The organism is Rheinheimera metallidurans (assembly GCF_036983985.1).
Lineage (GTDB): Bacteria > Pseudomonadota > Gammaproteobacteria > Enterobacterales > Alteromonadaceae > Alishewanella > Alishewanella metallidurans.
Window position 1 is genome coordinate 200,484 of sequence record NZ_JALAHQ010000003.1, and the last position, 19,953, is coordinate 220,436.

General features: G+C 44.4%; 16 protein-coding genes. 9 read left to right on the forward strand and 7 right to left on the reverse strand.

Translation table 11 applies throughout. The features are described 5' to 3' along the window. The first annotated feature begins 1 nt into the window (after window position 1). The 4 genes from pstA (at window position 2) to MN199_RS10020 (ending at window position 4,004) form a co-directional block, all read left to right on the forward strand. Window positions 2-1,372, forward strand: a complete 1,371-nt coding sequence (pstA, locus tag MN199_RS10005; protein ID WP_335739328.1) for a phosphate ABC transporter permease PstA — start codon at window positions 2-4, stop codon at window positions 1,370-1,372. A 59-nt stretch (window positions 1,373-1,431) separates the two neighbouring features. After that, window positions 1,432-2,202, forward strand: a complete 771-nt coding sequence (gene pstB / locus MN199_RS10010; protein WP_335739329.1) for a phosphate ABC transporter ATP-binding protein PstB — start codon at window positions 1,432-1,434, stop codon at window positions 2,200-2,202. Window positions 2,203-2,244: 42 nt separating this feature from the next. Continuing rightward, window positions 2,245-2,964, forward strand: a complete 720-nt coding sequence (phoU, locus tag MN199_RS10015) for a phosphate signaling complex protein PhoU (protein WP_335739330.1) — start codon at window positions 2,245-2,247, stop codon at window positions 2,962-2,964. 101 nt (window positions 2,965-3,065) lie between these two features. Further along, window positions 3,066-4,004: a porin gene (locus MN199_RS10020; protein WP_243695509.1), complete on the forward strand. Its 939-nt coding sequence runs from the start codon at window positions 3,066-3,068 to the stop codon at window positions 4,002-4,004. Window positions 4,005-4,055: 51 nt separating this feature from the next. Here the strand turns inward: MN199_RS10020 and MN199_RS10025 are convergent, their stop codons facing one another. After that, window positions 4,056-6,716, reverse strand: a complete 2,661-nt coding sequence (locus MN199_RS10025; protein ID WP_335739331.1) for a TonB-dependent receptor domain-containing protein — start codon at window positions 6,714-6,716, stop codon at window positions 4,056-4,058. Between the two features lie 99 nt (window positions 6,717-6,815). Further along, window positions 6,816-8,228 carry a hypothetical protein gene (locus MN199_RS10030; RefSeq protein WP_335739332.1) on the reverse strand — a complete coding sequence of 471 codons (1,413 nt, stop codon included), beginning with the start codon at window positions 8,226-8,228 and terminating at the stop codon, window positions 6,816-6,818. Between the two features lie 273 nt (window positions 8,229-8,501). Here MN199_RS10030 and phoB point away from each other — a divergent pair, with 273 nt between their 5' ends. Continuing rightward, on the forward strand, window positions 8,502-9,188 hold the full coding sequence (phoB, locus tag MN199_RS10035; RefSeq protein ID WP_132585357.1) for a phosphate regulon transcriptional regulator PhoB: 687 nt from the start codon (window positions 8,502-8,504) through the stop codon (window positions 9,186-9,188). Between the two features lie 17 nt (window positions 9,189-9,205). After that, complete coding sequence (phoR, locus tag MN199_RS10040) at window positions 9,206-10,501, forward strand: phosphate regulon sensor histidine kinase PhoR (RefSeq protein ID WP_335739333.1); 1,296 nt, start codon at window positions 9,206-9,208, stop codon at window positions 10,499-10,501. A gap of 6 nt (window positions 10,502-10,507) precedes the next feature. On the opposite strand, the gene MN199_RS10045 is transcribed toward phoR, so the two are convergent. The 5 genes from MN199_RS10045 to MN199_RS10065 form a co-directional block, all read right to left on the reverse strand. Further along, the gene (locus MN199_RS10045) at window positions 10,508-11,089 is read right to left on the reverse strand and encodes a DNA-3-methyladenine glycosylase I (protein ID WP_472511589.1); all 582 of its coding nucleotides are present in this window, start codon (window positions 11,087-11,089) and stop codon (window positions 10,508-10,510) included. After that, window positions 11,089-12,411, reverse strand: coding sequence for an amidohydrolase (locus tag MN199_RS10050; protein WP_335739334.1), 1,323 nt, complete (start codon window positions 12,409-12,411; stop codon window positions 11,089-11,091). The genes MN199_RS10045 and MN199_RS10050 overlap by 1 nt, the downstream gene beginning before the upstream one ends. Window positions 12,412-12,488: 77 nt before the next feature. Then, window positions 12,489-14,027, reverse strand: coding sequence for a Ppx/GppA phosphatase family protein (locus MN199_RS10055; RefSeq protein WP_207903088.1), 1,539 nt, complete (start codon window positions 14,025-14,027; stop codon window positions 12,489-12,491). Next, entirely contained in the window at window positions 14,027-16,150 is a 2,124-nt protein-coding gene (ppk1, locus tag MN199_RS10060) for a polyphosphate kinase 1 (RefSeq protein ID WP_335739335.1), read from the reverse strand. The genes MN199_RS10055 and ppk1 overlap by 1 nt, the downstream gene beginning before the upstream one ends. 88 nt (window positions 16,151-16,238) lie before the next feature. Further along, the gene (locus MN199_RS10065; protein WP_132585345.1) at window positions 16,239-16,745 is read right to left on the reverse strand and encodes a glycine cleavage system transcriptional repressor; all 507 of its coding nucleotides are present in this window, start codon (window positions 16,743-16,745) and stop codon (window positions 16,239-16,241) included. A 306-nt stretch (window positions 16,746-17,051) separates the two neighbouring features. Here MN199_RS10065 and phoU (MN199_RS10070) point away from each other — a divergent pair, with 306 nt between their 5' ends. The 3 genes from phoU (MN199_RS10070) (at window position 17,052) to MN199_RS10080 (ending at window position 19,879) form a co-directional block, all read left to right on the forward strand. Further along, on the forward strand, window positions 17,052-17,762 hold the full coding sequence (gene phoU, locus MN199_RS10070) for a phosphate signaling complex protein PhoU (RefSeq protein WP_335739336.1): 711 nt from the start codon (window positions 17,052-17,054) through the stop codon (window positions 17,760-17,762). A 152-nt stretch (window positions 17,763-17,914) separates the two neighbouring features. Beyond that, entirely contained in the window at window positions 17,915-18,592 is a 678-nt protein-coding gene (locus MN199_RS10075; RefSeq protein WP_132585339.1) for a TIGR00153 family protein, read from the forward strand. An 18-nt stretch (window positions 18,593-18,610) separates the two neighbouring features. Then, on the forward strand, window positions 18,611-19,879 hold the full coding sequence (locus MN199_RS10080; protein WP_132585336.1) for an inorganic phosphate transporter: 1,269 nt from the start codon (window positions 18,611-18,613) through the stop codon (window positions 19,877-19,879). Window positions 19,880-19,953: the final 74 nt, after the last annotated feature.

Here is a 19,953-nt window from a genome sequence, read left to right on the forward strand (position 1 = left end):
CATGACGATTATTACCGATAAATCTATACCGCATACTGCAACGTTAAGCTTAGTGCAGCAAAAGGTGATTGCTTCATTGCGCCACCGTCAGCGTAAAGAAACTTGGTTTCGCCGCTTGGGTTTTAGCGCGGTGCTTATTAGCTTGGCGTTAGTGGCTATTTTATTTACCAATATATTTTCTAAAGGGTTACCCGCATTTTGGCAGTCTGCTATTACTTTAGATATTTATTTTGACCCACAAATTATTGCTATTTCAGCTAAGCCAGAGCGTCGCGCTGATGAATTGGCCGCTGATTATCAACAGCGTTTTCTGGCGTGGCAAACGGAAGTCGGTTTTATTAACTTTAATCGCTTAATAACCGATAGCTTGCAAAAAGTGGTGCCAGATGGCACCAAACATAAACGCGACCTCGCACGCTTGGTAACATCGGGTGAGCGCTTTGCTTTGCGAGATATGGTTGTAGCTGAGCCGAGTATTATTGGCCAAACCCGCCGTTTAAACCTGTTAACCGACGCCAATATTGATGTTTGGTTAAAAGGTAATATTGACCGCAGTTTACCCGACGAGCAACAGCAACTTAGTGCCAACATGCGCGACTGGGTAGATGCATTAGCGGCAAATGGGGTGATCAAAAATCGTTTTAGCCTAGCCCTATTTATGAATGCAGATTCACGTAGTTCGCTAGCATCAGCCGGTTTGGCTGGTGCCTTTATGGGCTCTTTTTATATGATGTTGGTGGTGATCTTTTTAGCCGTGCCAATGGCAGTTGGCGCGGCCATTTATTTAGAAGAGTTTGCACCACGCAATAAACTGACTGACTTAGTTGAAGTAAATATTAATAACTTGGCAGCAGTGCCTTCTATTGTGTTTGGTTTACTTGGAGCGTCGGTGCTAATTGGCTGGTTTAATTTACCCATGTCGGCACCTATTGTTGGTGGTTTAGTGTTGTCGTTAATGACGCTACCAACCGTTATTATTGCGACCCGCTCAACGTTAAAGGCAATACCGCCATCTATTCGTCAGGCAGCACTGGGGCTTGGTGCTTCAAAAATGCAGTCTATTTTTCACCATGTGTTGCCGCTAGCCATACCGGGTATTTTAACCGGTGCCATTTTAGGTGTCGCTCAAGCCTTGGGTGAAACCGCACCGCTATTGCTTATCGGCATGAAGTCCTTTGTCGCATCAGTACCGGCGTCACCCTTGGAGCAGGCCAGTGCTTTACCAGTACAAATTTATTTATGGCAGGGTAATGAGTTGCGTAACTTTTTTGAAGCCCGTACCTCTGCCGCTATTATTGTATTGCTAATGATGATGCTAAGTTTAAATGGCGTAGCGATATGGCTGCGGAGAAAATATCAGCGGCACTGGTAAGCGAGCGAAGCAGCTGCGGTAACAAAAGAATTTTCGATTTTAAGGTAACGGATAAACGCATGACTAACTCAGCCCCGATAAAAATTAGCGCAAAAGATGTAGCGGTGTTCTATGGCAATAATCAGGCGCTGCATGGCATCAGTATGGACGTATACCAAAATGAAGTTATCGCGTTTATAGGCCCTTCAGGCTGCGGTAAATCAACATTTTTACGCTGTATGAACCGGATGAACGATACCATTGAGCACTGTCGAGTTACAGGCAGCATTTTACTTGATAATCAGGATATTCATCAGCCGGAGCTAGACGTCGTGCAGTTGCGCGCACAGGTGGGCATGGTGTTTCAAAAGCCGAACCCCTTTCCTAAGTCCATTTATGAAAATATTGCCTATGGCCCGAAATTGCATGGTTTAGCGGCGCGCAAAGCCGATTTAGACGACATTGTTGAATCGAGCCTACGCCGTGCGGGGTTATGGAATGAAGTAAAAGATCGTTTAGACCAACCCGGCACCGGTTTGTCTGGTGGCCAGCAGCAACGTTTATGTATTGCCAGAACCATCGCGGTAAGCCCAGAAGTTATTCTAATGGACGAGCCGTGTTCAGCGCTTGACCCTATTGCTACCTTGATTATTGAAGAGCTTATTGATGAGCTAAAGCAAAATTTCACTATTGTGATGGTGACACACAATATGCAGCAGGCTGCGAGAATATCTGATCGTACAGCATTTTTTCATATGGGTAATTTAATTGAATTGGGTAACACCAATGATCTTTTTACTAACCCAAAGTTAAAACGCACAGAGGACTATATTACTGGACGTTACGGTTAAATGTTATGGCCAGCGCTATCACAATTTTAGGAGACGAATGTTATGCCAAACAGTAAGCTCGGCAGCCATTATTCGCAGGCTTATGATGCAGAATTACACCAAGCCGTAGTCTGCTTATTGCAAATGGCTACACTAGCACAACAGCAGCTAACCGATGCTATGGCAGCGTTTACCACCGCTAATTTAACCTTAGCGCAGCAAGTAAAAGCGTTTGACCGCAAGGTAAATACTTTTGAAGTAGAGATAAGTGAGCATTGTTTACTTATTTTAGCTAGGCGCCAGCCAGCAGCGAGTGACCTGCGTTTAGTGCTATCAGTGCTAAAAGCGGTTAATGATATTGAACGCATTGGCGACTTAGCTAAGCGAATTGCTAAAGTACTGCTAAAAGAGCCTGATAGTAATCGTCCACAGCCGGCACAGCTAGGGCAGTTAACGCTAATGGGCACAAAGGTGTTACAGATGCTAAGCCGTGCCTTAGTGGCATTTGAACGTGTTGATGCCAGTGAAGCATTAACAGTACTGCGAGCAGATAGTGCCATTGACGCGGATTATGCTGGCATTACCCAGCAGTGTTTGCAGGATATGCGTCAAAATGCCGAAAAAATTACCACCAGCTTACAAATTATGCAGGTTGCTAAAGCGTTAGAGCGGGTTGGTGATCATGCGCGAAATATTTGTGAGCACACTATATTTTTGCGCACCAGCCGTAATGTTGCTCACTTAAGTGATACCGAGTTGCAACAAGTGGTAGATGAAGGGTAGCTAAAAGTAAGTAAATACAATATTAAAGAGGCTATGGCCTCTTTTTTTATGTTATTTTCTATAAGCGTAAAATACAAAAAATCGCCAAGTCGGTTAGACTAATGGCAGATTTATTCTGCATTAACTTAGGTGCACATATGAAAAAAACGACAATAGTATTAGCTATGATGTTGGCCAGTTCTTTATCTTTACAAGCCAAAGAATTGGAAGTGTACGGTAAAATTAACATCTCTGCGCAATCTAGCGATGAAGGCGACGGACGTTTTACTGAATTGAAAAGCAACTCGTCAAACTTTGGTGTTAAAGGCGAATATGCACTCGAAGACGGCTTAAAAGTAGTGTATCAGTTAGAATTCGGCGTAGAGACAACCAACGGAGCTAGTGATAAGAATATTAAAGCCCGTGATCAATATTTAGGTTTAGCCGGCAGTTTCGGTGAAATTCGTTTAGGCCGTCACGACACAGCGCTAAAGTTATCACAGGGTAAAATTGATCAGTTTAATAACTACGAAGCGGACGTACAAACCTTATGGCAAGGCGAAAACCGGCTAACAAATTCTATTAGTTATTTTACGCCATCATTTTCCGGCTTTTACGCCCAGTTTAGTTATATTGCTGAAGGCTCAGCGGATGCCGACGACGGTATATCTGCGGCCTTACTCTATGGCGATGAAAGCTTAAAAAGCAGCAATGTGTATTTTGGTTTGGCTTATGACTCAAAGGTAGCGGGTTTTGATACCGTGCGCGCCAGTGCGCAAGTTAAAGTAGCCGAGTTTAAACTCGGTGCTATGTACCAAACACAAGAAGCGGTAATTAGTGGCCTAGAACAAGACGGCTATTTATTCAGCGTGGCGTATCCACTAGAGAAGTTTGAATTAAAGGCCCAGTATCAAGCTCTGGAAGATGATAAGGGCTTTAGCGTTGGCGCCGATTATAAGCTAGGTAAAAATACCAAAGCCTTTGCGTGGTATTCTAGTTTTGATTTTTATAACGCGGTAGACAAAAACTATGTTGCCCTAGGGTTAGAGCACAAGTTTTAAGCTGATTAATAAAAAACGCCGGTTATATACCGGCGTTTTTTATGTTGGCTATTAGTATTTATAGGCAAAGCTTAAACTGTAGCTTTGGCCCTCAATACGTTTTTGCAGAATTTCATTTTGCTGCAAAATTTCTACGTCGTTATCTAATAAGTTTTTTAAGCCTAATTTTACCGTCATGCTGTCGCTGGGCGCATAACTATAAGTCAGATCTAGCGAGTGAAAGGGTTGCTCAAAGGCGTCACCTTTTTCATTTACACCGGCAAAGGCAATGCGTTTACCAAACACGTTATAGGTTAGAGTAGCGTTATGTTGGTTATTATCGGAGTCAAAACCCAACTGTAGGTTAGCGATATACTTAGAGTGACCATTTAAACTACGTGTTAGGTTGGTAAGGTTAGCGCCCGGAAAGCGTTGAATGGTAATGGCGGAATTGCTAACGGTAATATTGCCCGCTACAAAGAAATTGCCTGCAAACTGGCCAATGCTGTCACTAAAAAAACCTAACGGTTGTAAAAAGTCGGCTTCAATACCATACAGCTTTCCGCTTTGTGCATTACGAAATGACATGAGTAAGTTGCCGTCTGACGCTGATAATTCAATTGCTTCTATTGGGTTTTTTAACGCTTTGTAAAATACGCCTAAGCTATAATTGCTGCTATCTGCATACCATTCTAGGCGCGCATCTAGGCTGTTGATATCGGTACTTTGCAAATTAGCAAAGCCAGTAACGTTAAAGTCGGTAAGTGGGTCGATATACAATACGGGTGTTACTTCACGTAAATCTGGCCTTACTGTGGTTTGGCTGTAACCTAAGCGGGCTTGTAAATCATCATTAATAAACCAGGTTAATGCTAGTGCGGGGTAAAAGTCATCGGCTTGCAATATTGAGTCAGTAATTGAGCCACTGATGCTGTTATTGGCAGTTAGCGGGATAGAAATTTGTTTAAAGTCTTCATAGCGCACACCTAAATTTAGGCGAACTGTGTAATTGTAGTTAAGCTCTAGTGCTAGGTAGCCGGCATCGATCATTTGTGCGGCTAAATAGTCGTCAGCTTGCGTGGTCACATTTGAGATTTTAAAGCCATTACTCGGGTTTAAAATATTGTCATCAGAAAAAATCTCAAAAAAACGGCCTGATAGTTGGTTAAGGTTAAAGCCTACCGTATCAAAGTTAAAGCGGTCGGTTTGGGCGTTACGGCTGCGTTCGAAATGCGCATAGCCAGTGCTTAACATCATTTCAACCTTACCCAGTGTTAGTGGCAGTTTAGTATCCCAACTTAGGTTTTCAGTGTTGTCTTGCATATCACTGAAACTATAATTTACGGCGTTTTGGTTACGGCGCAAAAATGAAAATACTGAACCATCAGCTTGGCTTTCGTTTAGGTAACGGTGTTCAATTTGGCCCGGAGCATAGCGGCGCACTTTAGCTTTGGTGTATTGCCAGTTAAGGGCTAAATCGTTTAGTGGCGTAAAATTGTGCTTGCCGCTGATTTGATTACTTAGCAGTGTTCGCTGTTCATAGTTAATATTGGTATCGGTGTTCGAACGGTTATTCTCGTTAATGGTTTCAATACTGTCGCCACGTTTAATTTTAACTTCGTCTTTGGTATCACGCAGATAGATTGTTGCCGTTTCAAGGTGATGATTAACACCTAAATCTAGGCCAAAACTTAGCATGCCAGATAACTTAACCTGATGCTCAGTACCGCTAATATCGTCATAACGGTTTAGCGGTGTTAAGTTTTTGCCCGATACTGAGTAGTAACGCTCTTGCTCTTGAATATTATGTGTTGAACGGTCGTAACTTAGACCGGTCATTACGCCAAATACGCTATCTGAGGTTAGAGCAAAACGGTCACCGAACGAGATACTGCCGTCAACATCCGGTTTTATGCTGGTAGCATTGATATCGATATTGCGGTTAAAAGCCGTACCTAAATGGCGTAACGTATTTTCTGCCTGCGCTAAATTATCAGCATTAACCCCACCAAGGTTTTCGGCAATATTAATCGGTGTTAGCACACCATATTGCTGCTGCGCGATGGCAAGTTCGGCTGGTATAGCGCGTACGCCGTTATCTTTACCTTGCCAATCGTTACTGCCACCGGCATAGCTAACGCCACGTTCATTGTTTAGGCTGTTGTACCCGGTGCCTAAGGCAACATTAAAGCTGCGTTGTAGCGGAATTGACGTGGTGCGAATATTAACGTTACCACCACCAAAGGCGGCAGGTAATTCTGGCGAATAGGCCTTTTGCACGACTAGGCTTTCAATAATGCCGGCGGGGAACATATCTAGCGGAATAACATTACGGGTTGGATCAGGGCTTGGCACCATAGCGCCATTTAATAGCGTACTAGAATAACGCTCGCCTAAGCCGCGCACATAAATAAATTTATCTTTTACTAGTGTAAGGCCGGTTACTCGGCGCAGAGCTGTAGCGGCATTGCTATCGCCGGCTCGGCTAATTTGTTCGGCACCCAATAGCTCTGCTACATAAGGCAGCTCACGGCGTTCGGCTGCTGCGGCTGCCGCTGAACTTAGCAAGCGGCCCGATACTGAAATACGTTCAACACTTGCGCTATCTGGTGTTAATGGCTCGGCTGGGTCTTGAGCTGCCGCATTTAGCGACACGGCAGCAGCGGCGGTGTGTAGGGCTAAAACTACACCGCGCCCAATACGGCTAAAAGTAAACTTTGGCATACTGCTCATTTAAACTTTTCCTATTGGTTTAAGGTTGTCGCTGTTTAGTTGAGTAACGCGACGGCATAAAAAGCACTGCCAGTATTAAACCGGCAGTGTGTGTTTTACTTAGTCGGTTAAACCTATGGTCCAACCCTGGGTCCAATTGGTTTTGCCATCAAAGGCACCAATATGCGTTACGTTGTCAAACCAGTTATCAACATAGTTAGCCACGTTATAGCCATTAGTTAAGGCGGGTGAGTTCGCTGCGGGTATAAAACCGGTTAACAAGGCACTGCCAACTAGGTTGCCCGGTTGTGCGCGAAACCAAGCGCCGGTGTCTAACGTAACGTTGCCATTGCTATCAACGCTATTTTTAAAGGGTTCGGTGCAATCAATAATGGAGTTTCGAAACACAATTTCGCCGTTGTTGGCATTGGTTATCGACTCATCGCTATTTATTTCAAAGCATTCACCCATACCTTCAGGACCGGTCACTATGATGTTGTACAACTCAGCTGCGGTGCCAGCACGCAATAGAATGCCTTCAGAGTCGTCTTCACCATCAAAGTTGTTGCCAATAATGGTCATGTTGGCAATGCGCGGTTTGGATAGCGGTTGTGCAGTAAAGTTACCTGATTGGTTGTCCGCTTCAATACCACGGTTAGCTTTAGAATTATTGGGGTTGTGGCGCACCAGTACATGCTGCATACGGCCAGACCAGCCATCGGCCCAGTCTAACGAGTCGTCGCGATTACCGGTTAGCACCACGTATTTGGCGTCAACGGTGCCGCCAAAAAACTCAACACCGTCATCAAGGTTGTTGTGTACTTGAATATATTCAACGCGAGTGCCTCGGCCGACACCTGCAAAGGTAATACCGTTTAATTCGTTGTCAGGAATAACTTCGTAACCGGCATAGCGTACTTGCAGGTATTTTAATGCGCCGCTGCTGTCGTCGGCATCAGCGCCACCGTAAGGGCCAGCTTCGCCTTCGGCTTCTACTTGGCAATTTGCTAAATCAGCTTGGTTACATTTGTTGGTTGGCGCCTTACCTAACAACACCAAGCCGCCCCATTCTGCTGCAGAATCGTTATTAGACAAGCCCAGCATGTCATTTATAGACGTCATGATGATGGGCGCTGCAGCGGTGCCCACCGCTTGAATTTTTGAGCCGCGCGCCACTACTAAGTAGTCAGCACCGCTTTTACCAAACAGCGTAACACCTGGTTCAATAGTTAGCGTAGTGCTGTTGGCGTTATCGTTACCTACAGTTACCTTGCCGCTTAACGACCAAATAATATTTGCGGTTAGGCGGATATCGTTAGTAATAGTGCCGGAAATACCACACACGGTTTTATTTATGCTGGCTAAGCTTTTATCTTCGCTAGCAAAGCTAGGGCAGGGGCCAGTGGCTGGTGGTGTGGTGCCGCCAGTATTACTGCCGCCATTTCCAGCATTTACCACTAGGTCACCACCACAGCCAGCCAGTGCTATTGCGGATGCTAGTGCGCTTAGTTTTAATAGTTTGCATAAAGCCATTGCCATCTCTCCATTTGGTTTTTTAGGTGCTGCAAATAAGTCGTATGCACCCTACAACAGAAAAATGACGGTTTTATTACAATAAAGTCGTTGTCACAAAAGGGTAATAACGCCACGCAAAGCATCAAAACAGGCTGTAGTTAAAGATTATTCTTTGGTTTTCATAAAAGTGTCATAAACTGCGGTAATACTAGGTTAAGCAAATAATTGTTAAGTAATAATTAGCGCCGCGCGGCTAAAAAGCCCGACAATAAATCGAGTGTGGTGGGTTTAATGACAAGAAAAATTTTAGTAGTAGAAGACGAAGCGCCAATACGCGATATGCTGTGTTTTGTTTTGGAGCAACACGGTTACCAAGCGACAACGGCTGAAGACTATAACTCGGCACTTAATGCGCTAGTAGAACCTTATCCTGATTTAGTATTACTAGACTGGATGTTACCCGGCGGCAGTGGTATTCAGATAGCCAAAAAAATGAAGCAGCATGAGCTAATGCGTAATATCCCGATTATTATGATTACTGCTCGTGGCGAAGAAGAAGACAAGGTGCGTGGCTTAGAAGTGGGCGCTGATGATTATGTGACTAAACCATTTTCACCTAAAGAATTAATGGCGCGCATTAAAGCCGTTATCCGTCGCGTAGCACCCACTAGCCTAGACGAAGTGTTGGACGTGCAAGGTTTAAAACTTGACCCTGTATCGCATCGGGTAACGGCACAAGAGCACACCCTAGATATTGGCCCTACCGAGTTTCGGCTGCTGCACTTTTTTATGACCCATCCCGAGCGAGTATACAGCCGCGAACAGTTGCTTGATCACGTGTGGGGCACCAATGTGTATGTGGAAGATCGCACGGTGGATGTGCATATTCGACGTTTACGTATGGCGATTTCTGTAGCCGGGCATGATAGATTAGTGCAAACCGTGCGTGGTGCTGGTTACCGTTTCTCCGCTAAGTAAGGTTAATTACTGCCGTTATGCGTCAGCTACTGTCAAAAAAGAAGGTGTATACCAAACTCGTTCTTTTATATTGCTTTATGGCCTTGGTCGGCTTTATTTCTAACAGCTTAGTGCTGGCGCTACTTATTTTCACCATCGCCTTACTGCTATGGCACTATCATCACTTGTTTCTTATGGATAAATGGCTGTGGCAAGATCGTAAGCTATCACCGCCGATGGCTGACGGCATTTGGGCACATTTATTTGAAGGTATATATTACCAGCAGCGCAAAGATCGGCGTAAACGCCGTGAACTGAGAAATATGGTACGGCGCTTTCGCGATGGTGTAGAAGCATTGCCAGAAGCGGTAGTAGTACTGCGTGATGACTGGACTATTGTTTGGAGTAACCAGTTAGCACAAACCTTAATTGGCCTACATTGGCCGTCGGATGAAGGCATTCGGTTAGATAACCTTATTCGCCATCCTGATTTTCAGCAATACTTAGCGGCAACAAACTTTACCCAGCCGATTGAGCTGCCATCACCGGTGAGCGCGCAGCGAACACTTGAGCTTCATCTGGTGCCCTACGATATTGAACAATACTTGTTGATCGTCCGCGATATCTCGCACTTAAAGCAGCTTGAGCAAGTTCGTAAAGACTTTGTTGCCAACGTATCGCACGAATTGCGTACACCGCTTACTGTGCTGCAAGGTTATCTTGAAGTTATGGATGATGAGCATTTACCCGATAAAGCGATGTGGAAAAAAGCGCATAACGTAATGCTAGATCAGACCAAACGTATGGAGCTGTTAGTGCAGCAATTACTCACGCTATCGCGAATAGAAGCTGCTACTAAAGTACCGTTTGATAATGAAGTCGATGTACCAAGCTTGCTTGCGACCTTAGAGCAAGAAGCGCAGGCGCTGAACCATGATAAACAGCATCAAATCAGCTTTGCTGTTGATAGCAAGCTTAAAGTAACCGGCGTTAGTGAAGAGCTACGTAGTGTATTTTCTAATTTGCTCACCAACGCCATTAAATACACGCCTAGTAACGGCATTATTCAGCTTAGCTGGCAGCGACAGCCTAATGGTGCCGTGTTTACGATAACGGATAATGGGCCGGGTATAGCACTGCAGCATGTAAAGCGTTTAACAGAACGTTTTTACCGAGTAGATGAAGCGCGCGCTCGCAATACCGGTGGCAGCGGTCTTGGCTTGGCTATAGTGAAGCATGTGTTGTCGTGGCATAATAGCAAGCTGGTCATTAATAGTGAGCCCGGCAAAGGCAGCCGTTTTTCCTTTACGCTACCGCCAGAGCTAGTGCTTTAAGCTGACTTATATTGTGCTTACCCCATTTTTACAAAAACACTGATTATGATGGTCATTTACCATGCCGCAGGCCTGCATGTAGGCATACATAATGGTTGAACCAATAAAGGTAAAGCCGCGTTTTTTTAAGTCTTTACTAAAAGCATCAGATTCTGGGCTGGTAGCACGAATGTCGGCAGCGCTGGCAATGTTATTCACTTGCGGTGAACCATTAACAAAGCGCCACTGATATTGGCTAAAACTACCAAACTCTTGCTGTACCTCAATAAACCGTGACGCGTTATTAATAGCTGCAGCAATTTTTAGCCGATTACGAATAATACCAGGGTTTAGCAGTAGCTCGCTGGCTTTAGCTTCGTCAAATGCCGCCACCTTTACCGGGTCGAAATTAGCAAAGGCAGTGCGGTAGTTGTCACGCTTTTTTAATACGGTATACCAGCTAAGCCCAGCTTGAGCGGCTTCAAGCACTAAAAACTCAAACAGTTTATTATCGTCATATACCGGCACACCCCACTCGGTGTCGTGGTAGGCCACGTAATCGGGTTTGCTTAAATCTGCCCAGTGGCAGCGCTCTGGTACTAACATCATTATTGCGGCTTAAGCGTTGGCGCTTGGTCTAAATAATCTAGCGCTAACGAACTTAATGCGCGCACGCCGTTAATTAGTGCATCTTCATTGACGTCAAACATCGGCGAGTGGTTAGGGGCAACCTCGCTGTTAGTTTTGCCTTCTGGCGAGATACCTAAAAAGAAAAACACCCCAGGAATTTTTTGTTGATAAAACGAGAAGTCTTCGGCACCAGTAATAGGTTTAACGCCGGCAACACCTTTATCACCAGCCGCCCATTTTAAGCTTGGCATCGCCCAATCGGTAAGTGCTGGGTCATTCCAAGTAACAGCAGCAAAATTATGTACATGCAGCTCTGCTGTAGCGCCGCTGGCTTTGGCAATGTGTTCGCTAGTGGTGGTCATGCGAGCAATTAAGTCTTCACGCATAGCGCTGTCAAAGGTGCGAATAGTACCTTCTAGCTTTACGTCATCAGGAATAATATTCCAACGAATACCACCATGTACCTGACCAAAAGACACTACGGCTGGCGCTTTGGTCACGTCAATTTGCCGTGCCGGAATAAGATTAATCGCATTAATTAGCTGGCCAGTAACGTTGATAGGGTCAATACCCAGCCATGGCGATGAGCCATGTACTTGTTTACCTTTTACCGTAATTTGAAAGCTGTCAGCCGCCGCCATAATACCTTCGGTTTTTACCTGTATTTGCCCAGGGTTGCCAGGCCAAACGTGAAGGCCGAAGATAGCCGACGGCGAAGGGTTAGCAAATAGGCCTTCAGCGAGCATCATTTTAGCGCCGCCGTCTTCGCCGTTTGGCGGGCCTTCTTCCGCTGGTTGAAACACAAACATAATAGTGCCGCTAATATCGGCCTTTTGTTTGCTTAGTACTTCAGCCACACCCATTAACATCGCAACGTGCGCATCATGGCCACAAGCGTGCATTACACCGGTTTGTTGGCCGTTAAATTCAGCCATTACTGTTGACGCAAAGGGTAAGCCTGTTTGTTCGGCTACTGGTAACGCATCCATATCAGCACGTAGCGCAACCACAGGGCCGGCTTTACCGCCTTTAAGAATGCCAACTACACCGGTATGAGCAATGCCGGTGCGAACCTCTAAGCCTAGCGATTCTAGGTGTGCAGCTACTTTTGCGGCAGTTCGCACTTCACGGTTAGATAATTCAGGGTGTTGGTGTAGATCACGCCGCCAGCTAATCACTTTAGGCATAACCTGCTCAATGTGTTTACTCAGTTTAGTTTTACTGTCAACTGAGCTATCGGCCATTGCGGGTGCAGAAAGCAGCAGTGGTAATAATGCCAAACTTAACAATGATAAACGCATAACCGCTCCAAGTTTTTAGTCTGTTTCTACCTTAAGCGCTAATAGTGAAAAAGCCAAGCAATGATATTGTTTGATATCTAGCTGGCTTTTACTGTGGTTAAGTTGAAGCAATCAAGCGTAAAACCAATTTTCTTTAATACTTTTTGCTCTGCGACTAAATCGGCGGCAAGCAAGCGTTGTTGTGCCAGCCAGTCTGGGCTTAAATGTAGCTGTAGCTGCTGTACTTTTGCACTAACGGTTAGTTGAGGCAGTATATCATCGCGTCGTTTTTGGTTTAACAAAACGGCCAAACGCAGTAGTACCGTTAAATATACCGCCTGTGATAGCTGATACAGGCTAAAAGTAGGCATGTCATCTAAGCGGATTTTATGCCGATGGAAACGTACTAAGGTGGAGATAAGCAGTTGTTCTTCTTGGTTAAAACCGGGTAGGTTGGCATTTTCTAAAATGTAGGCTGAATGTTTTTGTACACCTGATGAATTAATGTGCAGACCAACTTCATATAAGGTTGCGGCCCAGCCTAATAATGTGGCGTCTTCGTCATTTAGCTGCCATAACTGGCGTACCTGCTGAAATAGCACTAATGCGGTATTACGAACGCGCTTGGCTTGAGCCATATCGACGTCGTAACGGCGCTGCAAGCTAGTAACGGTATGCTCACGAATATCCACATGTTGCAAACGATCGCTCATTTCATATAACACACCTTCGCGCAGTGCCGCGTCGATATAGGTTAGCTGGTCGATTTGCAATAGATTAAATGCTGCAATTAGTATGGCTAAACCCGAGCAAATCAGTGGTTTTCTATCATCTGTTAGGCCGGGTAAATTTAATTGCGCGCTATTGTTGTACGCTAATAATAGGGCTTTAAGCGCCAACAGATGCGACAATTCTAGTGCGTTGTTACTTAAGCCTAAACCAACAATAATATCGCGAATAATTTTGACCGTACCCGAGGTGCCCACTACTTGTTGCCAGCCTAACGCTCTAAAGCTAGTGACAATAGGTTCTAGCTCTTGTTCGGCCTGTAAAATTGCACGGGCAAAGCGTTTTTCACTAATACGACCTTGGGCAAAGTGCTGCAAACCATAGCTAATACAGCCCATGTTTCTACTGCCTAGTTTTAACGGTTGCAAACCCACCCCCAGGGCGAGTTCAGTGCTGCCGCCACCGATGTCAATTACTAAGCGGTGGCCGCTAAAATATTCAAAATTAGCCACACCACTGTATATAAAGCGCGCTTCTTCTTGGCCAGAAATAATTTCTATTGGAAACGGAAATACCGATTTAGCACGGCGTAAAAACGTAGCGGCATTTTTTGCTCGGCGTAAGGTGTAGGTAGCAATAACCCGCACCGATTGTGGTGCAAAGGGCTTTAAGGTATCAGCAAATTGCGCTAGGACGGATAAACCGCGGTCAATGGCCTCTTCACTTAGCACAAACTGGTCGTTTAAACCTTGTGCTAGTTGAAGTTTTTGCTTTTCACGATGTAATGGCTGAATGTCGCCATCGACTACGCGAGCAATAACCATGTGAAAAGAGTTTGAACCCAAATCAACCGCGGCCATATAGGCTTGGTTTTCTGGGCGTGTTACGTTAGCAGTAATGTCATTCATTAATGGCTTTGGTCGCTGTTTTGCCAGGTTATGCGGGCAAAATAATCATAAATTTCTTGTTGTGAACGTATGCTACGCTTGTTGCCGCGCTTCACGTAGCCATTGCTTTGTTGGGCGTCAATAATACGCGCCTTTACGTTATCGTGCCATTGAATGTCTAACGTATCTAATACTTGTTGTTTAAGGCGCGGATCATAAATGGGTACGCCAACTTCAACTCGCTGGTCTATGTTTCGAGTCATCCAGTCGGCTGACGACAAGTAAACATTAGTGTCGCCGCCATTATGGAACACATAAACCCGGGCATGTTCTAAAAAGCGATCGAGCACAGAAATAATTTTTATATTTTGGCTAATACCGCTAATGCCCGGAACCAGTGCACACATACCGCGAACAATAATACGAATTTTTACTCCTGCTTGGCTTGCGCGGTACAGTAGTTCGACAATTTCTGGATCAGCAAGATTGTTTAGTTTGAGAAAAATCTCAGCCTTATCGCCACTGTTAGCAAAATCTATTTCACGCTGGATCAGCTGAATTAAGCGTGACCGACTCCACGTGGGCGACACAATAAGGTGCTTAAACTCATATTGACGGTAACTGTATTCAACAAACTCAAAAACTTGATCAATTTCAGCGGTAATTTCTGAATGACAGGTAAATAGGCTGATGTCGGTATAAATACGGGCGGTTTTCTCATTAAAGTTACCGGTACTAATGTGGCCATAGCTAATGGTTTTACCGCGTTCTATACGGCTAATTAGGCACAACTTAGAATGTACTTTTAATGTCGTTAAGCCAAATACCACTTGAATACCGGCTTCAGTCATTTTACGTGCCCAGTTGATGTTGTTTTCTTCATCAAAACGGGCAGTTAGCTCTACTACTACCGTTACTTTTTTACCATTACGCGCAGCATCAATTAATGAGTTAATAACGCGCGACTGCTTGGCCACTCGGTACATGGTGAGTTTAATTTGGCTAACTTTGGGGTCAAATGAAGCCTGGCGTACCCATTCTGTAAAGTAACCAAAGCTGTGATACGGGTAATAAAGTAAAATATCGCCGGCTTTAATGGCGTCGAAGCTGGTGGCATGCTGCTCAAATTCCGGGCTTTTTAATGCTGGCTGTATTGGAAAGGCTAAGCTTTGATGGCCAATGTTGGGAAAGCCGATAAAATCTTTAAAATTGCGATAGCGGCTGCCAGGAATTAATGACTCAGCGCTACTGCTAGTGCCAAGCTGTTTACTTAAAACTTTTAGCATTTGCTCAGGCATCGCATTGTCGTATACCAGCCGCACAGGGTCTGATTTTAAACGCTGACGAATGCCTTTAGACATTTTATCAATCAGGCTCTGATCTAGTGTGTCGCTAATATTGTAATCGGCATCGCGGGTGAGTTTTAATGAGTAAGCTTCGATGGCGTCAAACTCAAAAAAGCCAGAAAACAAATCGGCAATACAGTGCACGATAACGTCGTCTAGTAGCAAAATTTGCCGCCGATAATTACCGTTCTTTTTTCGCGTATTCAGTTGCAGCGGTAACTCAATAAATCGTGACAGCTCATTCGTTGGCACTTGCACTATGGCGTATTCTGGCTTACTAGCGCCGGTCATTTCGACCATTAAATAGGTAGCGTTATCTTCTAGCGCTTTGGGTAAACTGAATTCGTCACCAGATAAAATCATCGGTGATATATGCTTTAACACTTCGTCGCGAAAATATCGGCGTACCCATAATGATTGCAAATCAGTTAACTTATGGTGGTCAATTAATTCTATATTGTGCTTGCGCAGCTCTAGCTGAATATCAAGATAAATAGCATTAAAACGCGCACCAAGTTTTAATACTTGTTGTTGAATCGCCTGCATTAATGCTTCGGCATCTTCTTGCTCAGTATTTTGGTATTTTTTTAGCAAGATACGGCGCTTTACATCGGCTACTCTAACGCGAAAAAACTCATCCATATTGTTTGAGTAAATACCTAAAAAGCGTAGGCGCTCTATCGGTGGGTTGCGCTCGTCGGCCGCTTCTTGCAGTACTCGGTCATTAAAAGCCAGCCAGCTTAATTCACGCGAATAAGTAGGATACTCACTCTCGCTGACGGCATTGGTGTATTCCATGGTCCAGCTCCCTAACTACGACTGGGTTAAGCAATGGTAAGTTTATGCAACAAAATAAAGGCAGCCGAAGCTCGGCTGCGGTATGACTTTAGGCTTCGGTTTCAATATCAACGACGATGTCGGTAGCAATAGCCTCGAGCGCTCTCACCACTTCGTCGCGGCTAATACCAGCAGATAACTCAACGGTGGCAATAGCATTAAATAGTGGTACGCCCCAGTTTGGTGCGCTTTGCTTGCTGCTCTCAAAGTGAATAATGTTGCTGCCTTTGTGTTTAAGCACTGACGACAATTCTCGCACTATGCCGGGGCGGTCGTTACCAGTAATAACAAATTGCAGTTGCTGCTCTGTACGTAAGGTACTGGCAACACCTTGTTGAATTTTAATATCTAGCTCGCTAATTTGTTCTAACGCAGCAGTTAACGCCGGTAAGTCTTGTTCAGCAACTTCAACTTGTAAAATACCCGCAAAATAACCCGCTAAATGGCTTAAGTTGCTCGCCATCCAGTTGCCATTATGTGTGCTAACAACCGTGGCCAGCTTCTCGACTAACCCTGCTTTATCTTTACCAATTAATGTCAGTACTAACTGCTTCATTCGATATTGTCCTATCATACGTGAAGAAATATTACAGCGTCAGCGCGTAACCGCAATGTAGCTAAAGTTTAATTCGCTCAGAGTGTAGCCGTAGACTTAAAATTTTCAAATGTATCACCAATAATATAGGCAAATTTATTGGCTTAGCCATAATTTCTGTATGAATAGTTGCAGCAATTAAGGTTGCCGCATATGACATTTTAGTTATGTTGCTGCCTGATATGGTATCAGCATGCTATTTTTGCCTATACTACGCCGGTAAAAATTGTTGGGCGATAAGGCTCAATCGCTTTACTGGAGAGCACAGTGGATAAGCTAAGCTTAAATAAACATATTTCTAGCTCTTTTAATGAAGAGATCGCCGAAATACGCAGTCATGTGATGGCAATGGGTGGCTTACTAGAGCAGCAGTTAAACAATGCATTAAAGGCGATTATTAACGCCGATGCCCAGTTAGCAAAAGCGGTTATAGACACCGATTTAAAGGTAAACGATTGGCAGCTGCAAATTGATAAAGAATGCACCAGTATTATTGTTAAGCGTCAACCTGCTGCCAGTGATTTACGCTTAGTGCTTGCCATAATGAAAGCCATTACTGATTTGGAACGTATTGGCGATGAAACGCGTCGTATTGCGCGGGCGGCATTAGAGTCCTTTAATAGCGAACAACAAGAGTTATTGCTTAATCTCGATAATTTAGGTCGTCATGTCGGCCAAATGTTGCATGATGTACTAGACGCGTTTGCGCGAATGGATGTTGAAACCGCGTTATTAGTGCACAAAGAAGACAAAAAAATTGACCGTGAATATGAAGTGATTACTCGTCAATTAATGACCTATATGGCAGAAAACCCACACTCCATTCCTAAAGTTATGAATGTACTCTGGTCGGCGCGCTCAATAGAGCGTATTGGTGATCGCTGCAAAAATTTGGCGGAATATATTATTTTTTTCGTTAAGGGCAAAGTGGTGCGCCATAGCAGCGCAGAGCAGCTTGAGCAAGAAATACGCATTTGATTTTTATTGTGTTTTACTGGTTTAGGCTATGCCTTAAATTGGCCTACACTTAGAACATTTTCATACTGCATTCATTTTCCATTTTTATTGCGCTTTGAATGTCGTTACAATGCGCGCCGACGACAGTCAAAATTAACTTACGAGGCCAGGCTATGCCAGCTAGTACTTTTTTATCCATGTTTGCCAAGTCACCTATTAAGCCGATAGAAGAACATATTCGCAAGGTGCATGAGGCAAGTGAATTGCTGTTACCTTTCTTTGATGCTGTGTATCAGCAAGATTGGCAGCTCGCGGCGGATGTACGCAAAAAAATCGTAATGTTGGAAAAGGAAGCCGACATATTAAAGCGGGAAATTCGAGTGAATTTACCACGTGGTCTGTTTCTGCCGGTTGAGCGAACCGATATTTTAGAATTGGTCTCGCAGCAAGATAAAATTGCGAACAAAACGAAGGATATATCAGGTAGGGTACTTGGCCGAGAGCTACTAATCCCTGTCAGTTTACAAGAAGGCTTTAAGTTATATTTACAGCGTTGTATCGATGCTACTACGCTGGCATGTGAAGTGATTAACGAGTTAGAAGAATTGCTACAAACCGGTTTTCGTGGTCGTGAAGTTGACCTGGTTATCAAGATGGTTGAGCGATTAGATAGAATTGAAGCTGATACCGACGCAATGCAAATTAAGTTGCGTAGAGATTTGCGTGTGACAGAGCAAGAACTTAATCCAATAGATGTGATGTTTTTATATCGTACGTTGGAATGGGTTGGCGACTTAGCTGATGTTGCACTTAAAGTGGGTTCTCGTCTCGAAATTATGTTAGCTCGTTAATTTTAAAAGGTTTTTCTGATGGATATTATACAATCATACGGTTTAATCCTGGTGATTATTGCCGCGGTGTTTGGTTTCTTTATGGCTTATGGCGTTGGCGCCAATGACGTTGCCAATGCCATGGGTACTTCAGTTGGTTCTAAAGCACTAACAATTAAACAAGCTATTGTTATAGCTGCCATTTTTGAGTTTGCTGGTGCATATTTAGCCGGCGGTTCTGTTACTTCAACTATTCGTGGCGGTATTACCGACGCCGCATTCTTTGTCGATGCACCAGAGTTAATGGCTTATGGCATGATTGCCTCATTATTGGCTGCTGCGACTTGGTTAATTGCCGCGTCTTACTTTGGTTGGCCGGTATCAACTACCCATTCTATTGTCGGTGCTATTATCGGTTTTGCGGCAGTGGGTGTTGGCGTAGACGCCGTACATTGGGGCAAAGTAGGCGGCATAGTTGGTAGCTGGATCATCACGCCATTACTGGCGGGTGTGCTGGCGTACATGTTTTTTATGAGTGCCCAGCGGCTGATTTTTGATACCGATAATCCGTTAGCAAATGCGAAAAAATATGTACCGTTTTACATGGGTTTCGCTGCGTTTGTTATGTCGTTAGTGACGGTACAAAAGGGCCTAAAGCATGTGGGCTTGCACCTAAGCACTATGAATGGCTATGTTATTGCGTTAGCGATAGCTGCAGTGGTAGGAATAATAGGTAAAGTGGTTATTTCGCGCTTGAAGTTTGACCCTGCAGCAGATAGAAAAACCCAGTTTAGTAACGTTGAGCGTATTTTTGGCGTGTTAATGATTACTACCGCCTGTTGTATGGCATTTGCGCACGGTTCAAATGACGTTGCTAATGCTATCGGCCCTTTAGCTGCAGTAGTAAGTGTAGTTAGCTCTGGTGGCGAAATTTCTAGTACCGCTAGTTTAGCATGGTGGATCTTACCGTTAGGCGCAGTCGGTATTGTGCTGGGTTTGGCAACGCTAGGTGCGCGAGTGATTAAAACCGTAGGTACGGCGATAACACATTTAACGCCAAGCCGTGGTTTTGCCGCTGAGTTATCTGCAGCATCTACAGTGGTTATTGCTTCAGGTACGGGTTTACCTATCTCAACTACGCAAACCTTGGTCGGTGCAGTATTAGGAGTGGGTTTAGCTCGCGGTATTGCAGCACTCAATTTAGGCGTGGTGCGCAATATCTTTATCTCTTGGATTATAACGCTGCCAGTTGGCGCGGGGTTAGCCATCGTATTTTTCTTTATTTTAAGAGCCATATTTAGCGTGTAATTTGGCTAAATATGCAAAAGCCCTCAACGTAGAGGGCTTTTTTATTGGCGTTAATAAAACGATAGCAGCTAATA